Annotated in this window: 16 protein-coding genes and 1 pseudogene; 5 read left to right on the top strand and 12 right to left on the bottom strand. The window is 53.3% G+C overall.

Annotated elements, in window-relative coordinates:
• Positions 1–108 precede the first annotated feature (108 nt).
• From Y708_RS25410 to gmd, 3 genes are all read right to left on the bottom strand, one after another.
• A complete protein-coding gene (locus tag Y708_RS25410) occupies positions 109–1,578 on the bottom strand; it encodes a tyrosine-protein kinase domain-containing protein (protein ID WP_035776531.1) in 1,470 nt (489 codons plus the stop codon).
• Between the two features lie 102 nt (positions 1,579–1,680).
• On the bottom strand, positions 1,681–2,691 hold the full coding sequence (locus Y708_RS0114990; RefSeq protein WP_028280557.1) for a GDP-L-fucose synthase family protein: 1,011 nt from the start codon (positions 2,689–2,691) through the stop codon (positions 1,681–1,683).
• Entirely contained in the window at positions 2,692–3,720 is a 1,029-nt protein-coding gene (gmd, locus tag Y708_RS0114985) for a GDP-mannose 4,6-dehydratase (protein WP_028280556.1), read from the bottom strand.
• 287 nt (positions 3,721–4,007) lie between these two features.
• On the opposite strand from gmd, the gene Y708_RS0114980 reads away from it, so the two are divergent.
• The 4 genes from Y708_RS0114980 (at position 4,008) to Y708_RS28520 (ending at position 8,345) form a co-directional block, all read left to right on the top strand.
• The gene (locus Y708_RS0114980; protein WP_028280555.1) at positions 4,008–5,450 is read left to right on the top strand and encodes an oligosaccharide flippase family protein; all 1,443 of its coding nucleotides are present in this window, start codon (positions 4,008–4,010) and stop codon (positions 5,448–5,450) included.
• 100 nt (positions 5,451–5,550) lie between these two features.
• Complete coding sequence (locus Y708_RS29320) at positions 5,551–6,564, top strand: O-fucosyltransferase family protein (RefSeq protein WP_155853894.1); 1,014 nt, start codon at positions 5,551–5,553, stop codon at positions 6,562–6,564.
• A complete protein-coding gene (locus tag Y708_RS31550; protein ID WP_081746848.1) occupies positions 6,542–7,195 on the top strand; it encodes a DapH/DapD/GlmU-related protein in 654 nt (217 codons plus the stop codon). Before Y708_RS29320 ends, Y708_RS31550 begins: the two co-directional genes overlap by 23 nt.
• 4 nt (positions 7,196–7,199) lie before the next feature.
• The gene (locus tag Y708_RS28520) at positions 7,200–8,345 is read left to right on the top strand and encodes a glycosyltransferase family 4 protein (RefSeq protein ID WP_162150488.1); all 1,146 of its coding nucleotides are present in this window, start codon (positions 7,200–7,202) and stop codon (positions 8,343–8,345) included.
• Here the strand turns inward: Y708_RS28520 and Y708_RS29315 are convergent.
• Both Y708_RS29315 and Y708_RS28515 read right to left on the bottom strand, forming a co-directional pair.
• Complete coding sequence (locus Y708_RS29315) at positions 8,260–9,630, bottom strand: O-antigen ligase family protein (RefSeq protein ID WP_155853893.1); 1,371 nt, start codon at positions 9,628–9,630, stop codon at positions 8,260–8,262. The genes Y708_RS28520 and Y708_RS29315 overlap by 86 nt on opposite strands.
• Positions 9,631–9,661: 31 nt before the next feature.
• Positions 9,662–10,564, bottom strand: a complete 903-nt coding sequence (locus Y708_RS28515) for a glycosyltransferase family 2 protein (protein WP_081746844.1) — start codon at positions 10,562–10,564, stop codon at positions 9,662–9,664.
• Positions 10,565–11,550: 986 nt separating this feature from the next.
• On the opposite strand from Y708_RS28515, the gene Y708_RS29920 reads away from it, so the two are divergent.
• The gene (locus tag Y708_RS29920; protein WP_162150486.1) at positions 11,551–11,724 is read left to right on the top strand and encodes a hypothetical protein; all 174 of its coding nucleotides are present in this window, start codon (positions 11,551–11,553) and stop codon (positions 11,722–11,724) included.
• Here Y708_RS29920 and Y708_RS29915 read toward each other — a convergent pair.
• The 7 genes and pseudogenes from Y708_RS29915 to Y708_RS29910 all read right to left on the bottom strand — a co-directional run.
• Positions 11,709–12,347 carry a glycosyltransferase family 4 protein gene (locus tag Y708_RS29915; protein WP_162150485.1) on the bottom strand — a complete coding sequence of 213 codons (639 nt, stop codon included), beginning with the start codon at positions 12,345–12,347 and terminating at the stop codon, positions 11,709–11,711. The genes Y708_RS29920 and Y708_RS29915 overlap by 16 nt on opposite strands.
• A 507-nt stretch (positions 12,348–12,854) precedes the next feature.
• Positions 12,855–13,388: an acyltransferase gene (locus Y708_RS28505; RefSeq protein ID WP_081746840.1), complete on the bottom strand. Its 534-nt coding sequence runs from the start codon at positions 13,386–13,388 to the stop codon at positions 12,855–12,857.
• A complete protein-coding gene (locus tag Y708_RS0114960; RefSeq protein ID WP_051479033.1) occupies positions 13,378–14,169 on the bottom strand; it encodes a WecB/TagA/CpsF family glycosyltransferase in 792 nt (263 codons plus the stop codon). The genes Y708_RS28505 and Y708_RS0114960 overlap by 11 nt, the downstream gene beginning before the upstream one ends.
• A gap of 69 nt (positions 14,170–14,238) precedes the next feature.
• A complete protein-coding gene (locus Y708_RS0114955; protein WP_028280551.1) occupies positions 14,239–15,552 on the bottom strand; it encodes a UDP-glucose dehydrogenase family protein in 1,314 nt (437 codons plus the stop codon).
• A 125-nt stretch (positions 15,553–15,677) separates the two neighbouring features.
• Entirely contained in the window at positions 15,678–16,124 is a 447-nt protein-coding gene (locus Y708_RS25395) for a VanZ family protein (RefSeq protein ID WP_051479032.1), read from the bottom strand.
• A 14-nt stretch (positions 16,125–16,138) separates the two neighbouring features.
• Positions 16,139–16,714, bottom strand: a complete 576-nt coding sequence (locus tag Y708_RS0114945) for an arsenate reductase/protein-tyrosine-phosphatase family protein (RefSeq protein ID WP_028280550.1) — start codon at positions 16,712–16,714, stop codon at positions 16,139–16,141.
• A gap of 101 nt (positions 16,715–16,815) precedes the next feature.
• Positions 16,816–17,126: pseudogene (locus Y708_RS29910) on the bottom strand (integrase); the annotation flags it as partial.

The raw sequence follows: 17,126 nt of genomic DNA, 5'->3' as shown, positions 1-17,126 counted from the left end.
AGGCGTCAATGATCCCTATCCGCCGGGCGTAACGCGTTGCCCAGCTATCCTTATGCCGACTGGCATGTTCCCCAACCTCCAGGCGCTGACCGGGACTTTCTCGGCCCACTACGGTCGCTGACTGGAACGCACGCGAAGCACTTCATCGTCGAAGGCGTCCGACCGGGAGTTGCGTGCACCTTTCATGTGCGCAGCTCCCGTTGACGGCAGCTTTACCTTCGTGCCACTCCCCTCGTGGGTGTAATAGCTATAAGCGTAGGCGTCTGGGCCTTTTGTGGGGAGGAGATTCATCACGACTCCAAGTAAGTCCGCATCGACCATCGCCAGAGAGTTTAGAGACTTTTGCACGTCAGGCAGCCTTACCCTGGAGGAACCGACGACCAGCACAACTCCTCCAACCTGCTGAGCCAGCACCGCCGCGTCCGTAACAGGAAGTAAGGGAGGCGCATCTATGATTACCGCGTCGAAAGTGCTTTCCAGGCCAGCGATCAGATTCTTCATCGTTTTCGATCCTAGGAGCTCGCTCGGATTAGGCGGGATCTGTCCGGAGGTGAGGATATATAGTTCATGCTCACCCCAAGGCTGCATCAGATCTCGAACATCAGCACGACCTATTAGCGCAGTAGTTAAACCCGCGTTGCGCTCCAGACCAAGATACTCATCAATTCGGGGTCGGCGAAGATCGGCGTCAATCAGAGCTACTGACTGGCCCGATTGTGCCATCGCAATGGCCAGATTGATTGCAGTGGTGCTCTTCCCCTCACCCGGCAGGGACGACGTCACCAGCACGGCTTTGGAGTCGTGACTTACGTGGGAGAACTGGAGATTGGTGCGAATTTGGCGGAAGGACTCTGCGCGAGGGCTTTGCGCAGGGGCCTGCGTAAGAAGCGGCTTTTTTGTGGCGTCGTTATCCAACGAAATCCCCCCCAGGATCGGCGCGTCAGTCAACCTGCGCAGGTCGGCTTCCCCCCGAAGACTAGTGTCGAGGGTGGTCCGGAGCAGTGCGGAGGCTAGCCCGATGATCATTCCTACCAACAATCCAAGGGCGAGGTTTAGCCGTGTGTTGGGCGCAGCGGGAACCAAGGGAGCAGTGGCAGGGGTGACGACCGAAAGCTTGACAGGCGAGTTGCCATCCGCTGCGGTAGTTTCAAGGTCCTCGATGATGTCGACCAGGCTCTCGGCAACGGCTTGCGCTATCGCTGCCGCTCGCACGGGTGATGGATCGGAAGCGGAGATTGTGAGGAGCACTGTGTTCACGTCGGTGCTAGCCTCGATATTCTGTGCCAGTTCCACCGGAGTCATTTCCAGTCCTAAGCTCTCAATTACAGGCTGAAGTACTATCGGCGTTCCTGCAGTTTCAGCGTAGGATTGAACTCGCGCCTGAGTAAATGTGTTTCCCTGCTGTAGTTCTGCTACGGATCCGGAATTCTGGGTGGCAGCAAACAGTCTGGTTTGCGAGGTATACGTGGGGGTTACGCTCAGCGAAAAGACCCCTGCGGCTAGGATGCCGAGAACAGTGCAGGCCGTAATGAGAATCCAGTTGCGGCGGAGAACCCTCAGGTAATCTGTCAACTCCAACGTTGAGACCTTCCTAAACTTAGACTAGTGACAGTAGCGATGAGGCCTTCCAAGTGCCGGGTCAAGGGAAGCGTCTCGTATTCATAGGCGCTTTCCGACGCATCAAATCAAACCCCGAGCTTCTTTCGTATGGCTTCGGAACCATTGGACCGTCGTTGCGATGCCCTCGTCGAGTCCGATTTGGGCTCTCCAGCCAGCCCCTGCCAGCTTCGAGACGTCAAGCAGCTTTTGGGGCGTGCCGTCCGGTTTAGAAGTGTCCCATCTTACCGCGCCATCATAGCCGACAGCTCTTGCAACGATTTCGGCTAATTCCTTTATGGTTACATCGGTTCCCGCGCCCACGTTGACTTGGTCGGGCCCGTCATAGTTCTCCAGAAGGTGAAGACATGCGGCCGCCATATCGTCAACGTGGAGGAATTCGCGCTTCGGCGATCCCGTTCCCCAGTTTGTGACTGTTCCTCTGTTGTTCTGAAGCGCTTCATTATAGCGTCTGATAAGTGCCGGTAACACGTGGGATCCCTCGGGAGAAAAGTTATCTCCTGGGCCATACAGATTTGTTGGCATGGCCGAAATCCATGGTAGTCCATACTGTCTGCGAACCGCCTGTACCTGCACGATGCCAGCAATTTTCGCGATGGCATACGCGTCGTTAGTTGACTCAAGATGACCGGTAAGAAGCTGTTCTTCTTTGATGGGCTGCTCGGCAAATTTGGGATAGATGCAGGAGGATCCCAGAAAAAGTAGACGCTCCACCCCGTGAACGCGTGCCGCGTCCAGCACATTTACTTGAATTTGCAGATTATCGCTGAGGAAATCAACCGGGTAAGACTTGTTGGCAAGAATTCCTCCAACTTTGGCCGCGGCGAGAACTACGTAACGCGGTTTGGTTTCAGCTATGAATTCGAATACGGTTCCGCGGTCCTTTAAATCGAGTTCCGCAGATGTCCGCCCGATCAGATTTGTGAAACCTTCAGACTCCAACCTTCGCCATATCGCTGAGCCGACCAGGCCTGTGTGCCCGGCGACATAAAAGGGGGAGTTTCGATGAAGTGTGGCTGGAGTGAAGTCAATATTGTCCCCGGCAGCGGTTGCACTCGCATTTCTTACTGACATCTATTTTTCCCAACTTCCCAGATTGACCTGGTCAATCCATTGGGTGCCTCCATGCTTCAACACTTCGATATCAGCATCCACCATGATCCGCGCCAACTCAGGTGTTTCGACCGTCGCCTTCCATCCCAATTTGATGTGGGCTTTAGATGCGTCCCCGATCAGAGAGTCCACCTCCGTGGGGCGGAGATAGCGTTCGTCGAACTTGACATGGTCTTCCCAGTTCAAACTCGCGTGCTCAAAAGAAACCTGCAGAAAATCGCGCACTGAATAACCAGCACCTGTAGCAAGCACGTAGTCGTCCGGTTCGTCCACCTGCAACATTCGCCACATTCCTTCGACGTACTCTGCCGCATAACCCCAGTCACGCACGGCGTCTAGGTTACCCATGTATAAGTTGACCTGCTTGCCGGCCTTTATGGCGGCCACTGCACGGGTTATCTTCCGGGTAACGAATGTCTCGCCGCGCCTAGGCGATTCGTGATTGAACAGAATGCCATTCACTGCGAACATACCGTAGGCCTCGCGGTAGTTCTTCGTCACCCAGTAGCTGTACACTTTTGCAGCTCCGTAAGGGGAACGAGGGTAGAACGGAGTTTCCTCATCCTGCGGCGGCGGGGTGGCTCCAAACATTTCGGATGAGGACGCTTGATAGAAGCGCGTTTCAATTCCGGCCATGCGAACTGCTTCCAGCAGTCGGATGGAACCCATGCCCGTGGTGTCACCTGTGTGCTCCGGTTCCTCGAAGGAAACCCGAACATGGGACTGGGCGCCCAAGTTGTAGACCTCATCTGGCCTGATTTCAGCGATAAGCGTCACTAGTCGCGCACCGTCACTCAGGTCCCCGTAGTGCAGAAACAGTTTCGCCTGTGGGTTGTGAGGGTCCATGTAGAGGTGATCGATGCGAGTGGTATTGAACGTAGACGCACGGCGTATAAGACCGTGGACCTCGTACCCTTTTCGGAGAAGCAATTCGGCGAGGTACGAACCGTCTTGGCCGGTAATCCCTGTAATAAAAGCGCGCTTAGTCAACCGATCGTCCTTGTGCTGAGGTGAAATTAGAAGGTGAGGCACCGCCCGCTCGCCAGTTTTCAGAAATACGAGCTCAGTACAGGTTCCCCCGACCATAGTATATCGTCAGAGTGCTACCCCAGATTGTCGGATCCGAGCAGCCTGATATGGGGGTGACACTCGTACGATTGGATCGCCCCGGGAACTCCCGGCCAATCGATCACGTTACCGGGTTCTACCGTTGAACGACGATCCGCGATTCGGCGGTTGCCGCTAGTCTGAACCAGAAATGGACGGGTTATTCGTTTGTGACTAACGCAAGAAGCTTGCTGGCAGGGGCCGCGTGGACCTATGGGGCTCAGCTCGTCACGATGGTCGTCCAGTTTGGATACGCCGCAATCACGTCGAGGCTCATCAGCGCGACTGGGTTCGGCGCGTATGGGGTCGCTTTGTCTGTAGCTGCGCTTGCAACCCTGCTCGCGAACGGCGGGCTCGCTCAGGCCGTCGGTCGATCTCAGTTGCTTGAACCGGCCCGTATAAGAGGACTTTCCCTTTACGCACTGATCCTCGGGTTTACGGGAGCCTTAGGGTTATTTGTAACCGCCGATTTTTGGGCCTTCCTTTGGTCTGTGCCCGAGTCTGCAGGACTAATTCGTTGGTTGAGTATGAATGCGCTCGTTGCGCCGTGGACGGGCCTGAGTGGCGGACTTCTCAGAAGACAGGGCAGATTCAAGACGCTCGCGAAGTGCGTTTTATCGTGCAACCTGATCGGAATGGTTTTGGGCGCAATTGCTGCTTACATATGGGGGAGCCCGTTGGCCCTTTTGGTGTCGCCAATTGCTGCACAAAGTGGCATGGCAATTATCGGATTAGCTCTCAATCTCGATATTTTCAAAGGACGCGCAAAACTCTCTGACGCTAAAAACGATATAAATTTCAGCTGGAAGCTGACCGTAGCTTCACTACTTTCCTACACCAACATCAATATCGGGAAAATTGCCACCTCATCCACTTTAGGCGCCGGGGCTTTGGGTCAATGGAACCGAGCCGATGTCGTAAGCACCATCCCATTCATGCAAGTTCAGACAGCCCTGATCCAAACCGTCTATCCCGAGTTTCGACATGATCAGTATACTGGACGACGGGCGCGAACGGCTTGGCCAGACCTACTGACGCTGGTTGCCTGGGCATCGATTCCGGCAGCTGGGGTTGCTGCTGTCGTATTGCCGTATCTGGTTCCAATTCTATTCGGACCGGGTTGGGAAACGGCGGCGTGGCTAGCTGCACCATTCGCGATATTCGCGGGATTGCAGGTTGTATCGACGGTTCTTGCCGCGGCGATCGAAGCGTTGGGTAGATTCCGATGGATCTGGGCTTCCCACCTAATGCTCATGTTGATATACGGAATCTCAGCAATTTTAATGTTAATAACGCACAGCTGGATTGCAATAATTAGCGGTCTGCTCACTGCTCAAGTTGCTCAGCACCTTCTACATGTGATCTTGTGCTGGCGTGCCGGCTACATATCACTCCGACCGCTCGTGCGGGGATATTGTGAAGTTTTGATTGTCACCATATCTCTTGCCACACTAATGTGGTTAATTGTTTTTAGTGTACAATCACTATCTGTAGGACTCAGCATAGTCGTTATACTTTTGATAGTGATACTAGTTCTAGCTTTTCTTTGGCGGGTGCGAGAGACTCTTGCTCCGGTGAAAACAGCTCGCAAATACGGAATCTTGCGATCATAATAAACAAAGTTAATGAGTCCAGACGATGTCGCAGGAGATCGAGCACCTCAACGAGTGAGAAGAGCGAGGCCCATCTATGCATTGGTCAGTAGGTCAGATAATGACTCTCAGAGGAGCGGGCCTCGGCAACGAGATTTTTCCATGGGCGAAAGCATATTTAGGAGCCAAGGCCCTTGGTCTTACCCTGGTCGAACCGCCGTGGCGGACCAATCCGAGAGGCTATCATCCGCAGCTGGGCGGCAACTTGGGCTCCGCGACCTCATACTATTCATTGGCTCACTTACCGTCGATCAACGTTGACCGCAAAGCGGTTGAGCAGATCGGTCGCAGGGACTATTACGATACATTGTTGGCGCTAAGAAGTTCAGTCGATCGCAGCAATCGCCCGACGCTTCTTCACTCTTCGGGAATGATGGGGGGGTACTTGGGGATAAAGAGATCAAGGCCCTTCCTTCGTAATCGACTTCTTGGGACCTGCAATGCGATTTCGGCCTTGGAGAAACTGGAAGAGGACCGCCCCGAGGCAGTCAGAATCGGTGTTCATGTGAGGGGTACTGACTTCACCAACGTGGATCAGATTTTACCCTCTGAGTTTAATCAAGCTATTCCATTAGAGTGGTATAAAGCGTTAGTAACCACACTGCACCACCGTCTAGGTGGAAATGCGGTGTTTTATGTTACAACCGATGCGCCGTCTCAGCGGCTACTCGATGATTTATCCACGGAAGAAATTATTCCAAAGGCAGCAGCGAATGATCCGCTCGGAGATTTGGCGGTTTTGGCTTCGTGCGACTTGATCATCTCGAGTATTAGCAGTTTCTCCCTTCTCGCAATATTTCTAGGTGACGGCAATTATGTTTGGCACCGCGATCAGTTGGGGGAGCAGGGAGGCTGGCTGAGCATATGGGGGCACGAAAATTTCGAGCATGGTGGTGGATCAACTAAAAGCGCAATCAAAAGCAGAGAAACGAATCCGATGCGTATTCAAAGGGGATTGGCGCAAGGGGGAACTCCTCGATGGACGGATCATTTCATCAGAGCACTGGAGGAGAAGGCAATGCTACGAGCAAGGGCATCGGATCTGATTTATTATGGTGTTATTGATGATCAGTAGATCAAGCCATTTTTGGAGCACTGGCAACGTGATGAAGATTGTTCTCAGAAATTGTGTGCGCCGCGGACGGTCGAGCATAAACGCATTGCGAGTTTCGGAACTTCGGCTCCGGGGTGTGACTATCCATCGCCCTATCCGAATTTACGGGCGGGTTCACGTTCAAAAATTCAAGGGTAGTACGATTACACTACACAAGAACGTGGTGCTAAATTCATCTATGCGCAGAAATACTCTCGAGGCGAGGGGACCCGTAGTCCTCAAAACCCTTCGGTCGGGCGCGCAGATCACAGTCGGTGCCGACACCGGCGTAACGAGCGTTTCGGTTAGCGCCGCTAAACGTGTGGATATCGGGCAGCGAGTCCTTATTGGAGCGGGTGTGCTCATTACTGACTGCGACCATCATGTAGTTAATCCTGAGCCGGGGGAAACTCGCCGCTACTTGGGACTTTCAAGACCAGGAGAGGACCGGGAAGTTATCATCGAGGATGACGTGTTCATCGGAGCGAGATCGGTGATCTTGAAAGGCGTTCGTATTGGTAAAGGAGCAATCGTGGGAGCTGGATCTGTTGTAGTGAGAAACATTCCTCCAGGGTCTATCGTTGCGGGAAACCCTGCTGTTGTGCGGAGGTAGATGCGTGCACATCGCCTTATGCGGCCCGGCCACACTTAGTCTATTGGAGCCCGAGCTTGGACTACGATTCCCCACTGCAGGTTATGCTTTTCCCGGGACCTCTGCTCTGGCACTGAAGTACTTGAAGGCCGGGCATAAAGTCACTGTTATTACTACTGCAAACGATCTGGACCAAACATACACGTCACCCGAGGCAGCACTCACCGTTGTAGTCCATCCCTCGCGCCACCGAGCGAGGGATCGGTCGGTGGACTTTTTTCGCCGTGAAAGGGTTTTGATTGAACGATCTATTCGAACCCGCGATGTAGACGTGGTCCACGCTCATTGGACATATGAATTTGGATTAGCAGGGCGCTCTTCGCGCAAACCGTGCCTAGTGACGGTGCATGATTGGGCACCTGCAATTGTGCGGCGCAACCGCCATCTATATTGGTTTCTTCGCGCCGCAATGCAAGTACGGTGCCTTTCCTATCGTGGTCCTCTTTCTGCTCCCAGTCTATATATCGTTGAACGGGTCGAAAAATTTTACCGGAAGCGGTGCGAACTAATACCGAACGGGATAGATTTGAGTTTTTTCCCTACTCACACCCGCAAGCATCCGAACACTGTTGCTATGTTGAACGTCGGTTTCAGCAGTTTGAAAAACGTTTCCGCTGCCTTGATAGCTTGGCCTTCAATTCTCGAGCAGGTCCCGGACGCTAAACTTCTTTTGGCTGGTCCTGGTTATGAGCTTAATGGAGATGCGTATCGATGGGCCGAGGAGCGGGGTCTCCTGAAAAATGTTGAATTTATCGGTTCACTTAATCCGGCCGAAGTGCCGCGCTGGCTCTCGTCAAAAAGCGTGTTCCTCCACACAAGTTTAGAAGAGTCATTTGGGCTGGCAGTAGTGGAAGCACTGGCGGCTGGCACGCCCGTGGTCGCGGGTAGCTACTCAGGCGCCATAGCGGAGGTTACGCAGGGATCTGCGATATTGACGGATGTTTCTGACACTCGCTGCATCAGCCAGTCGGTGTTAAATTTACTCGCGGACGAGAAACTGAGGAAAAAGCACAGAAGTGCCGGCCTCATTGCTGCGGAGAGATTCGAGTTGGACGCGATATCGGATCGATATTTGGCACTCCTTGCCAAACTTTCGGTTGCTTCAAATTGATTGAGGGTTGCACATGTGGAGAGATTCTGCTTTTGTCACAAGATCGCGAGAATGCAATGGAAGCGATCGCGTACGCAGCGAAAAAATGGTGATACCAATCTATGTTGTAGGCGAGTGCATATACAGAAATGGCAGTCAAAATAAAGAGGCCTATTGTGGCCCGACGGCGAATCGCTAAGACAAGAAAACTACCAAATAATATAAGGTGCGCTAGTAATCCCAGCGCACCAGTGCGTAAGAATAGCGAAACGTACCAGTTGTGTGGCATGAAAGTCGCTACCATACCGTTCGGTTCGATCCTGACATACCCCGATCCGAATGGTTGTCCAAAGACCACATACTCCCATCCTCTGGCGAACGATTGCTCAATCAATTGAGGCCAGCTGGCGGCGCGCGCGTCAACAGATTTGATTTGGCTGGCCGAATCCAGCAATAGCGTTATCAAATTATCGGCCACGCCTGTCAGTAGAATAGCGACTGACAGTGAGCCAAAAACAATCAATCCTCCAAAGACCGATTTTTTCACCCGCAGTGGCGAGAAGATGATGACCACGGTAAGGGCCACGGCCGCTGCCAACCACACGGACCGGTGCTGGCTGACTATTGCAACGAGCAGGAGAGCCGTGCTCATGCATCCGGCAAGCTTAGATCGGGTTCGGTACCAGTGCGAAGCGGTGATGGCCATACAGAAGACTACTGAGAGTGCTTGGCCCGCTACCAAGACCCTGCCGGTCACCACCTGCCCAGCATCTAGGAGTATGGCCGTTTCAGCCGTGCCTACGCCATAACGAGTTGCGTGATATGCCGCCAATGCGATTAGTCCGAATCCTAAAGTAAGCGCTATCCGATATAGATGGCCAGTTCGTGCCCAATTCGACCACGGCAGGCTGAGGGACCAAGTCATGCATAAAGCGAGCAAGAAGAAGGCTCGCCCTTCGGTGATTGCAGAACCCAACCCATATATATGAGCTCCGGTCACTAAAGAGAAAGTTGTGAGAATAATAAACGTAAGCCAAGGAAATATTGATCCTCGCAAGTTTGACCGTAGCGTTGAGATATTATGTATTGCATTGGCAAATAATGCTGTGGCAAGAACATCATTAAAATAGAGAGCGAATCCGAAAAGTTGCGCTATGGGTGGTATATTCGGAAACTCCCATAAAGTGAAAATGACTAATACAGTGAAAGCAATTCCGATCGCCGGCCACTTCGCGATGACCAGCACGGTGATAAGCCAAAGCGTAGCGGCGAGGCTCAAGAATAATACTAGAGAAATAGCCGACATTTATCCTTCAAAATAGTAGGTTCAGAAATATTCAATATTGCTTGCTTATATATCTCCGCTGTATTCTGGAGCTCAATTTGCGAATCCACCACAGTACGTATGTAGCTCCCATTAGCGGAAACCAAGCGATCGGAGAATGTCGAGAAAGTAAGCGGTACAGAGACCAAAAATGACCTCCCCCCTTGGGGCCGATAAACGTTCGCCATTCTTTCATTATGGTTGTTGTCACCAGCGGGTTCTGACTGCAAGTACCGAATGTATTCGGAGCAAGAATCATGGGAATATTCGAAATTTTACAGCGAAAGCCGTAGTCGATATCGGCCCACGCGTGAGAAAACTCACCATCGATTCCACCAAGTTTTCGAGCAACGGTGACGGGTACGAAAACGATATTCCCGTTGAAAGTATCTATCGAGCTAGGGTATGTTTCAGGGTCGACCTTACCGAAATGAAGTGGGTGCCAGCCATACTTTTTATAGCCCGAATAGGTGATTGAGTCGGTTGCTGGATCCCTAACGGCGCCAGTGACGACTGCTCTTGGAAAACTGGTGAGTATTGGTTTCATTCTTTGAAATGCATCTTGATCCAGCCGCACATCATCGTTAATCCATACGATATAATCTGTTTCTCGCAGTGTTGGCAGGGAAAGAACGTGAGATTCAGCGATGGACATTGATTTCGCCCAATAGGCAGTCCCGCTGCCCGAGATTATTTCGAGGTCGGGGAAGATTTTCGTAGCGGCGTCGGCTGTTCCATCCGAAGATCCATCGTCAAATAGTGTGAGATGCACCTCCAAACCGGACGACCGGGCGTTTTGGTATGACCGTTTCAGTGCTGAAAGGGTCAAAGACTTCCTATTGTGGCAAGCCATTATGACGAACAAACGCAGGGCCGGGTTGCTATCGAGTAGTTGCGGTGATTCAGTGTCAGTCATCTTTGAGACCACCAATCGTCCAGAAGGCCAGGCAGACGGTCTGTTGACCACCGGAGTGAGGGAGGCGGCTTTGGACGGCTTATTGTTTTCAAGATCCCTTCTGCTAGCGCTGCCCCCGGATTTCCGGACTCAGAGCAGATACTCCCGTGGTTGTTTGATAGTCGTACGGTCGTTGACGCCCCTACATTTTCAAACACAACGGATGGGACGCCGACTGATGAAGCCTCACCTACCGCCCAAGCAGAGCCTTCCCGCACCGAGGGGTGAACCAGTACTCTAGCGCTCGCGACAACCGTCATAGTTTCATCTCTGGTCAGGCGACCTAAAAAACTGACTCTATCGAAAACGCCGTACTTGGTGGCAAGCCTCTCTAGATCGCTTCTGAGTGGACCATCTCCCACAAACGCGAGTCTATGATCGTGAAGTAGTGGATGGGTCAGCGCTTCTATAGCCAACCAAGGTCTTTTACCATTCGTGAGCAAACCGACGACAACGAGTAATGTTTCTTCGGCTTGAATTCCAGATACGTTGAACGGATCCACAAAAACGTTCGGCTCGACAATCAGTTTCTTCCCGCTCGATAGAAAGTCACCGGTTCTCTCGTTCTGGGCGATTATTGAGTCAACAGAGGCGGTGTTGGCCAACGCCAGTCCACGCGCTGCCCTGAACGCTAGTTTGTGTAAGCGCCCTGCCTTTTTCCCTCTTCGAGGGGCGGGCGCCCAAGGAACGGACAGGGGCCCCCAAATTTTCGTTGCCGGAGTTGTGGCGGGGATAGCGGCTGGAAGTACCGCGGTCGCGAAAGTAACTTGATGGATTACATCGGCGCCGTGTTTGGTTGCGACGTCAGCAATCTGACGACGAGCTCGAGGAACCCAGGCGAGGTAAGATTCACGCGTTCTCGAGTTCCCGTAAGCAGCTTTTGCCCACTTCGGCAGCATCACTGGATAGACATGGACAAAATTGCTTCCACCGGATAGATCCGCAAGATGACAACTTACGTCGAAATAGTCACGGTCGTCGATTACAACGGCCAGAGGCTCCTTGGTTCGGAGAGAGCGCTTGACGGCTGCCTCCACGAACAGCCAACCAACACCACCTTCGCTCCCCGTCTTCGGGCGCGTGGTGAACGAAACGAGTACTTTACTCATCGACGATCCTGATTTCCCAGAGCACGTTCTATGCCAGTCCAGAAGTTGTTGACCATAGATTCAGTGGAATACGGTGCCATTGACTTACGAGCGGATTCCCTCATATCGGTGAGTAGATTGGTGTTGGAAAGTAAGGAAACAACTTGAGAGGCATAGGCAGCCGTGTCGTCTGGCGTGATAACAGCATTGAAACCATTCTGCAAGTATTCGAACTCTGGCGCATGCCAAGGCCACTCAGTGGTAATTATCGGTAGGCCGGCTGCGAAGCTCTCGACCGCCACCAAACCTACCCGCCCTGGGATCATCAGAACATCTGATGCGGCCATTGCAAGGGCTTTATCAGGCCCAAACAGGGGGCCGAGCGGAATGATCCATTCCTCACGGGTGCTCGCCTCGATGACTTTCTGGTTTTCAACTCCTTTTCCAATGATTACCAGCCTAAAATGGGGGTCTAGTCGATGACATTCTCGACCTGCCTCTAGCAAGAAAGATATTCTTTTTGCAGCGTCTAGTCCGCCTATATATAAAGCAACGCATCTTTTCAAATCGTGTTTGGTTTTGAATGCTTGGATTTGATATGCAGTAACGCAGTCAACGTCGAGCCTTAAGCGACCGGTATCAATTGAGTTATTCACGATAGTTATTCGCGCGGGATCATACCCAGCTTGACTCACCGCACGTGCTCCGCCCCCGGTGTATGCAAAGAACCAGACCCCTTTGTTCGTGAGCCACGTCTTCAGACTGTCTTGTCGTTGCGAAGAAGGCTGCGTATATGTTCTTCCGTGCCCCCAGAATGCGACGTTTCGGAAAAGTCTCCGAAACAAGATTACGTAGGTCTCTATGTTTCGGATCGCTTGTTCGAGAATTACGAGATCGAATGGACCGGCGTTACGAAAGTTCCTTAGCGACTTGTACACCAAGCTCTTGTGTCCGATCTTGAAGAACCGCGTAGGTAGGTGTGTCGCAAACTCCGTGCTGATAGAGTCTCCTCGGTCGTCCCATTCAGGAGGAGCTGTGCCGTGAAAAATGCGTAACCGAACACCATTCTCAAATGCTAAAGAGACTAATTGTTCGAAAAATTCTTTTCGATATTGAGGAAACCAAGGGTGAATTATTGCTACCGTTTTCATTGCTGTGCTTCCCTAAAGTCTACGTAGACCTTGAACACTCAAGGCGCGCCAATGTTCGGTGAATTCTTCATCGGTGAATCGGATTCTTTTGAAATCCGCTGGCGCTCCCATCACCACCGAGTTCGGGGGCACGTCTTTTGTTATAATCGAGCCGGCACCTATGATCGCACTGTCTCCGACGGTCACGCCCGACAAGACGATGGCGCCATATCCGATCCACACGTCAGAACCGATTGTCGTTGGTTGGCTCAGTCTTGTGGTTTCTCGCCCTGCCCAATCACTTTCACGAACAGAGACGCCTACCTGAGAAATATCGTGGTCGGTCGTGCCGATGATACCTACGCAATTTGCAATAAGCACATGGTCGCCAATTGTTCCATCTACTTGAACGGTGACATTTTTTCCTATATAGACGTCATTCCCAATGCTTAAATGTTGAGGTGCCCAAGCGATAGAGCCTGGGCCGATGTGGAAGTTTGATCCGTAGGAAACGTTCTGTCTTACTCCGAGCCTGATTAAGAGTCGTTTCTTGAAGTTATCTATCATGCCGTCCTCGCTTCACCACAGCGCGAATGAAGCGCAGGTTTCCAATGAGGTATCGGCGCCAAAGTCGCTTAGGTTCTGACAACAACCGAAACATCCATTCCAGTCCAATTTTTTTCATCCAGCTCGGGGCTTCTCTAATCGTCCCGGCTGTAAAGTCGAAAGCGGCGCCTATAGCAATTGCTACGACCGGCAACGACTGAGAGATCCGGTACGCTTCGAAGTCTTGCTTTGGCGTGCCAAGTCCGACCCACACGATGTGTGCTCCGCTCTCGGAAATTCTTATGTCTTGTCTTTTTAATTCCGCAGGGGTGATTGGGTGAAATGGGGGGCTCTCGCTGCCGACTAATTTGATGGCTGGATATAGTGCCTTCAAGTTGGTTTCAAGCTTCTCGAGAACATCAGGAGTAGATCCAAGAAGAAAGTGTCGGAGATTATACTTACGCCCATAATCGAATGTATCGAGAAAAAACTGCGGTCCTCGCACTTGATAAAACTGGCGATTTTTCCCAACAAACCTTCCTATCCAATACAGGGGTTTGCCGTCCGGTAGGTTGATGGATACATCTTCGAAGACAGAACGCAGACGTATCTGGTCTTGTACCAAGGAAATCGTGTATGCGTTAATAAAGTGGACATGCTGTCCAACTTTTAGAGGCCGAGCAGCGATATCGCAAATTCTTTGCACTGCTTCAACGGGATTGGTGACGGTCAGCGCCACTTGACCGATGCTGAACCGCGCCCCATTTATTTGTAAGGTTGGTCTGCTTTCTTCTGTTGCCATCTTAGTTTTCCTGTCTTTTGACGGGTGATGGTCTTTCGTGAGAATTGGTCAATGGACAAGTGCTCTTGGTCATGGTCGACCGACTCCTTTGTACTGCCACCCTTCTGCTTTCCACCTTTGGGCGCTTAGTGCGTTGCGCCCATCAAGGATTCTCCGATCATCGACGAGAGATGCGATCGAGGCGGGATCCATATCGCGGTATTCCTTCCACTCCGTAAGTAGCAGGACCACATGAGCCCCAGCGAGGGCAGCTTCAGTGTTGTGTTCGAAATGAAGGTCCGGAAAGCGCCTTCGGGCATTTTCGATGGCCTCGGGGTCCGTTACCGTCACCTCGGCACCTTGAAGCTGAAGCTGTGCCGCTATGGACAGGGCTGGGGAGTCCCGCACATCGTCGCTGTTCGGCTTGAAAGCGGCACCCAGCACTGTGATGCGCTTGCCGATGAGAAATCCACCACAGAGTTGACGAGTCAGCTCCACGGTTCGTGAACGCCTGCGCATATTGATCGCGTCCACTTCCCGCAGGAACGTCAGCGCTTGGTCCGCGCCTAGCTCACCGGCACGTGCCATAAAGGCACGAATGTCCTTCGGCAGACAGCCTCCCCCGAAACCGATACCGGCATTGAGAAATTTCCGACCGATGCGATCGTCTAGCCCAATGGCGTCGGCAAGCAACGTAACGTCAGCGCCGGCTGCCTCACACAGTTCGGCCATGGCATTGATGAAGGAGATTTTCGTAGCCAAGAAGCTATTGGCTGCCGTCTTCACCAGTTCCGCTGTGGCGTAGTCCATGACAAGTCTGGGAGTGCCCTCCGATAAGGACACGGCGTAGACCTCATCCAGCGCTGCGGTTGCTCGTTCACCCGCTGCGCCGTCGGGTACGCCGTAGACAAAGCGGTCGGGGTGAAGGGTGTCCTTCACTGCATGGCCTTCGCGCAGGAACTCAGGGTTCCACGCAAGGATCGCTTCCGGTGCAGACTCCATGTATTCGTCAGCGAGTCGGGATGCCGTACCGACGGGCACAGTCGATTTGCCGATCACCATGTCGCCAGAATTGAGGTAGGGGGCAACACCCGCAAAAGCTGCGTCGACGTACCGCAGATCGGCGGCGTACTCGCCTTTCCGCTGCGGGGTTCCGACACATATGAAGTGCACCTCGGCGCCTGCTGCATCGGCCATGCTAGTGCTGAACTTCAGTCGGCCGGAATCGAGAGAAGCCTGAAGCAGGCCGGGTAGCCCTGGCTCAAAAAAGGGAGCGTGACCGACGGAAAGATCATCGATTTTCTTCGGGTCTACGTCGATGCCGACCACATCATGACCGAGTTTTGCCATCGAAGCTGCATGCACAGCGCCAAGGTAACCGCACCCAATAACGGAAATGCGCATAGGTATCTTCTTCCCCCAAGCTTCCTGATTAAATCGCGCTGATTAAATCGCGCGAACCTCATTGATCTGCCTCACGGCCGCCGCGTCCCCCTTGAGAATACCGGCAATGCCCGCATGAACACGATTCAGCGGGGTTCCGCGTCGTGGGTATTGTCATGGGTATTGCGGTGCGACCACGCGTACACGACCACCGTTCCAATCGCTGCACCCAGCGCGTTGGCCAGCACGTCCCGCGGGGTCGCCACCCGCTCGGGTCGAAATAACTCCTGGCCCACCTCAATGCAAATGGAAGCGAGGATTCCCGCCGGCAACGCCACCCACGCACGGCGCAACGGCAGAAAAGCAGCCACCAGAACGCCGAACGGAAAGAACAGCAGCACGTTGGCGCCCGACTCGATCAGGCTGTAATCGAACCAGCCCGGAACGCCCAGTCGGTGCAGTACCTGCAGTGCGCGGCTGATGAATCCGGACGCTCCTTCATCAACCGGCGATGGCCAGAATGCAATGAGTGACAGAACCAGCAGGTAACCGGCCAGCAGCGCGGTGAGAAAGCGCCGTCGTCGTAATGTCATTGGTGATTGTGCTGTCAACGGTGCTTTTGTTCCCAATCAACCAGCGACTCCACGGCGGGAACCAGCTCACGGACCATCTGATGGTAGACAGACTCCTCGCGCCGGAACGGATCCACAACGTCGTCGTGCGAGGGATCTGACGGATGAATCGTCCGGGCGCGCACCACTTTCGTAAGGATCGCACGCCAGCGCATTGGTGCGCTCAGGGTGGGGTCGCCGTCGAGTGTTGAAAGAAGCCGCGCAAACTCCCGCAAGGTGAAGGTTTTCCGCAGCAGCGACGGCATCATCTCGATAATCCGCCCACGGTGATCGCGGGTCAGCGCCAGGACCAGGTCCTTGCCGTCGAGAATTCGCTCCTCCACCTGGCGTGCAGCAAAACCGCTGGTCTCCCCATTGAAAACGTGCACAAAACCCGCCACCTGCGGATCGATCTCCCGTCCCACAAGCGCACCGGTGCCCGCGCTTGAGACTTCAAACTCTCCCGGCGCCAGCTTGTCGAAAGAACTCTGAAGCAACCGCTCAACCATGGGGGAGCGGCAGATGTTGCCGGTACACACGGCAAGGATGCGAAACGGCGTATCGGTGGTCATGGCCTCTAATCCTGGAGACATTGTGCCTGACGGCGACAAGGACGGGTCTACTTCGAAGCGTACCGGTCGCACAGGGACCCCGCGTAGTGCCATCATCACCGTCAAGATGCTCGTGTAAGTATTGTGCTTGTTTCAGCTATTTGTGCTCGCGTGGATGATGCTTCCAGCGCCCGTGTTTTCTCTGCGGCGAGTTTGATGAGTTGGTTCTGGATGGCGGTGATGCCTCGGGTGAGGTCGGCCGGGTTGGTGGTATCAATTAGTTGGGCCAGCTCGGTGGCTTTGTCCTGGGAGAGGATCCCTGAATCGAGCACGCGCTGGTACGGGGTCCGCGGCTTGTCGTAGATGCGGGCCTTTTTCCCGTGCTTGTTGGACCGCCAGCCGACCGCTTTCGTGGTGGCGGTGAAGAGGTTCA

Origin of the sequence: Arthrobacter sp. H5 (assembly GCF_000520595.1) — a bacterium.
In the GTDB taxonomy this organism is placed as follows: domain Bacteria; phylum Actinomycetota; class Actinomycetes; order Actinomycetales; family Micrococcaceae; genus Arthrobacter_D.
The sequence above is the reverse complement of the archived record's forward strand: the minus strand, read 5'-3'. Positions and strand labels throughout refer to the sequence as shown.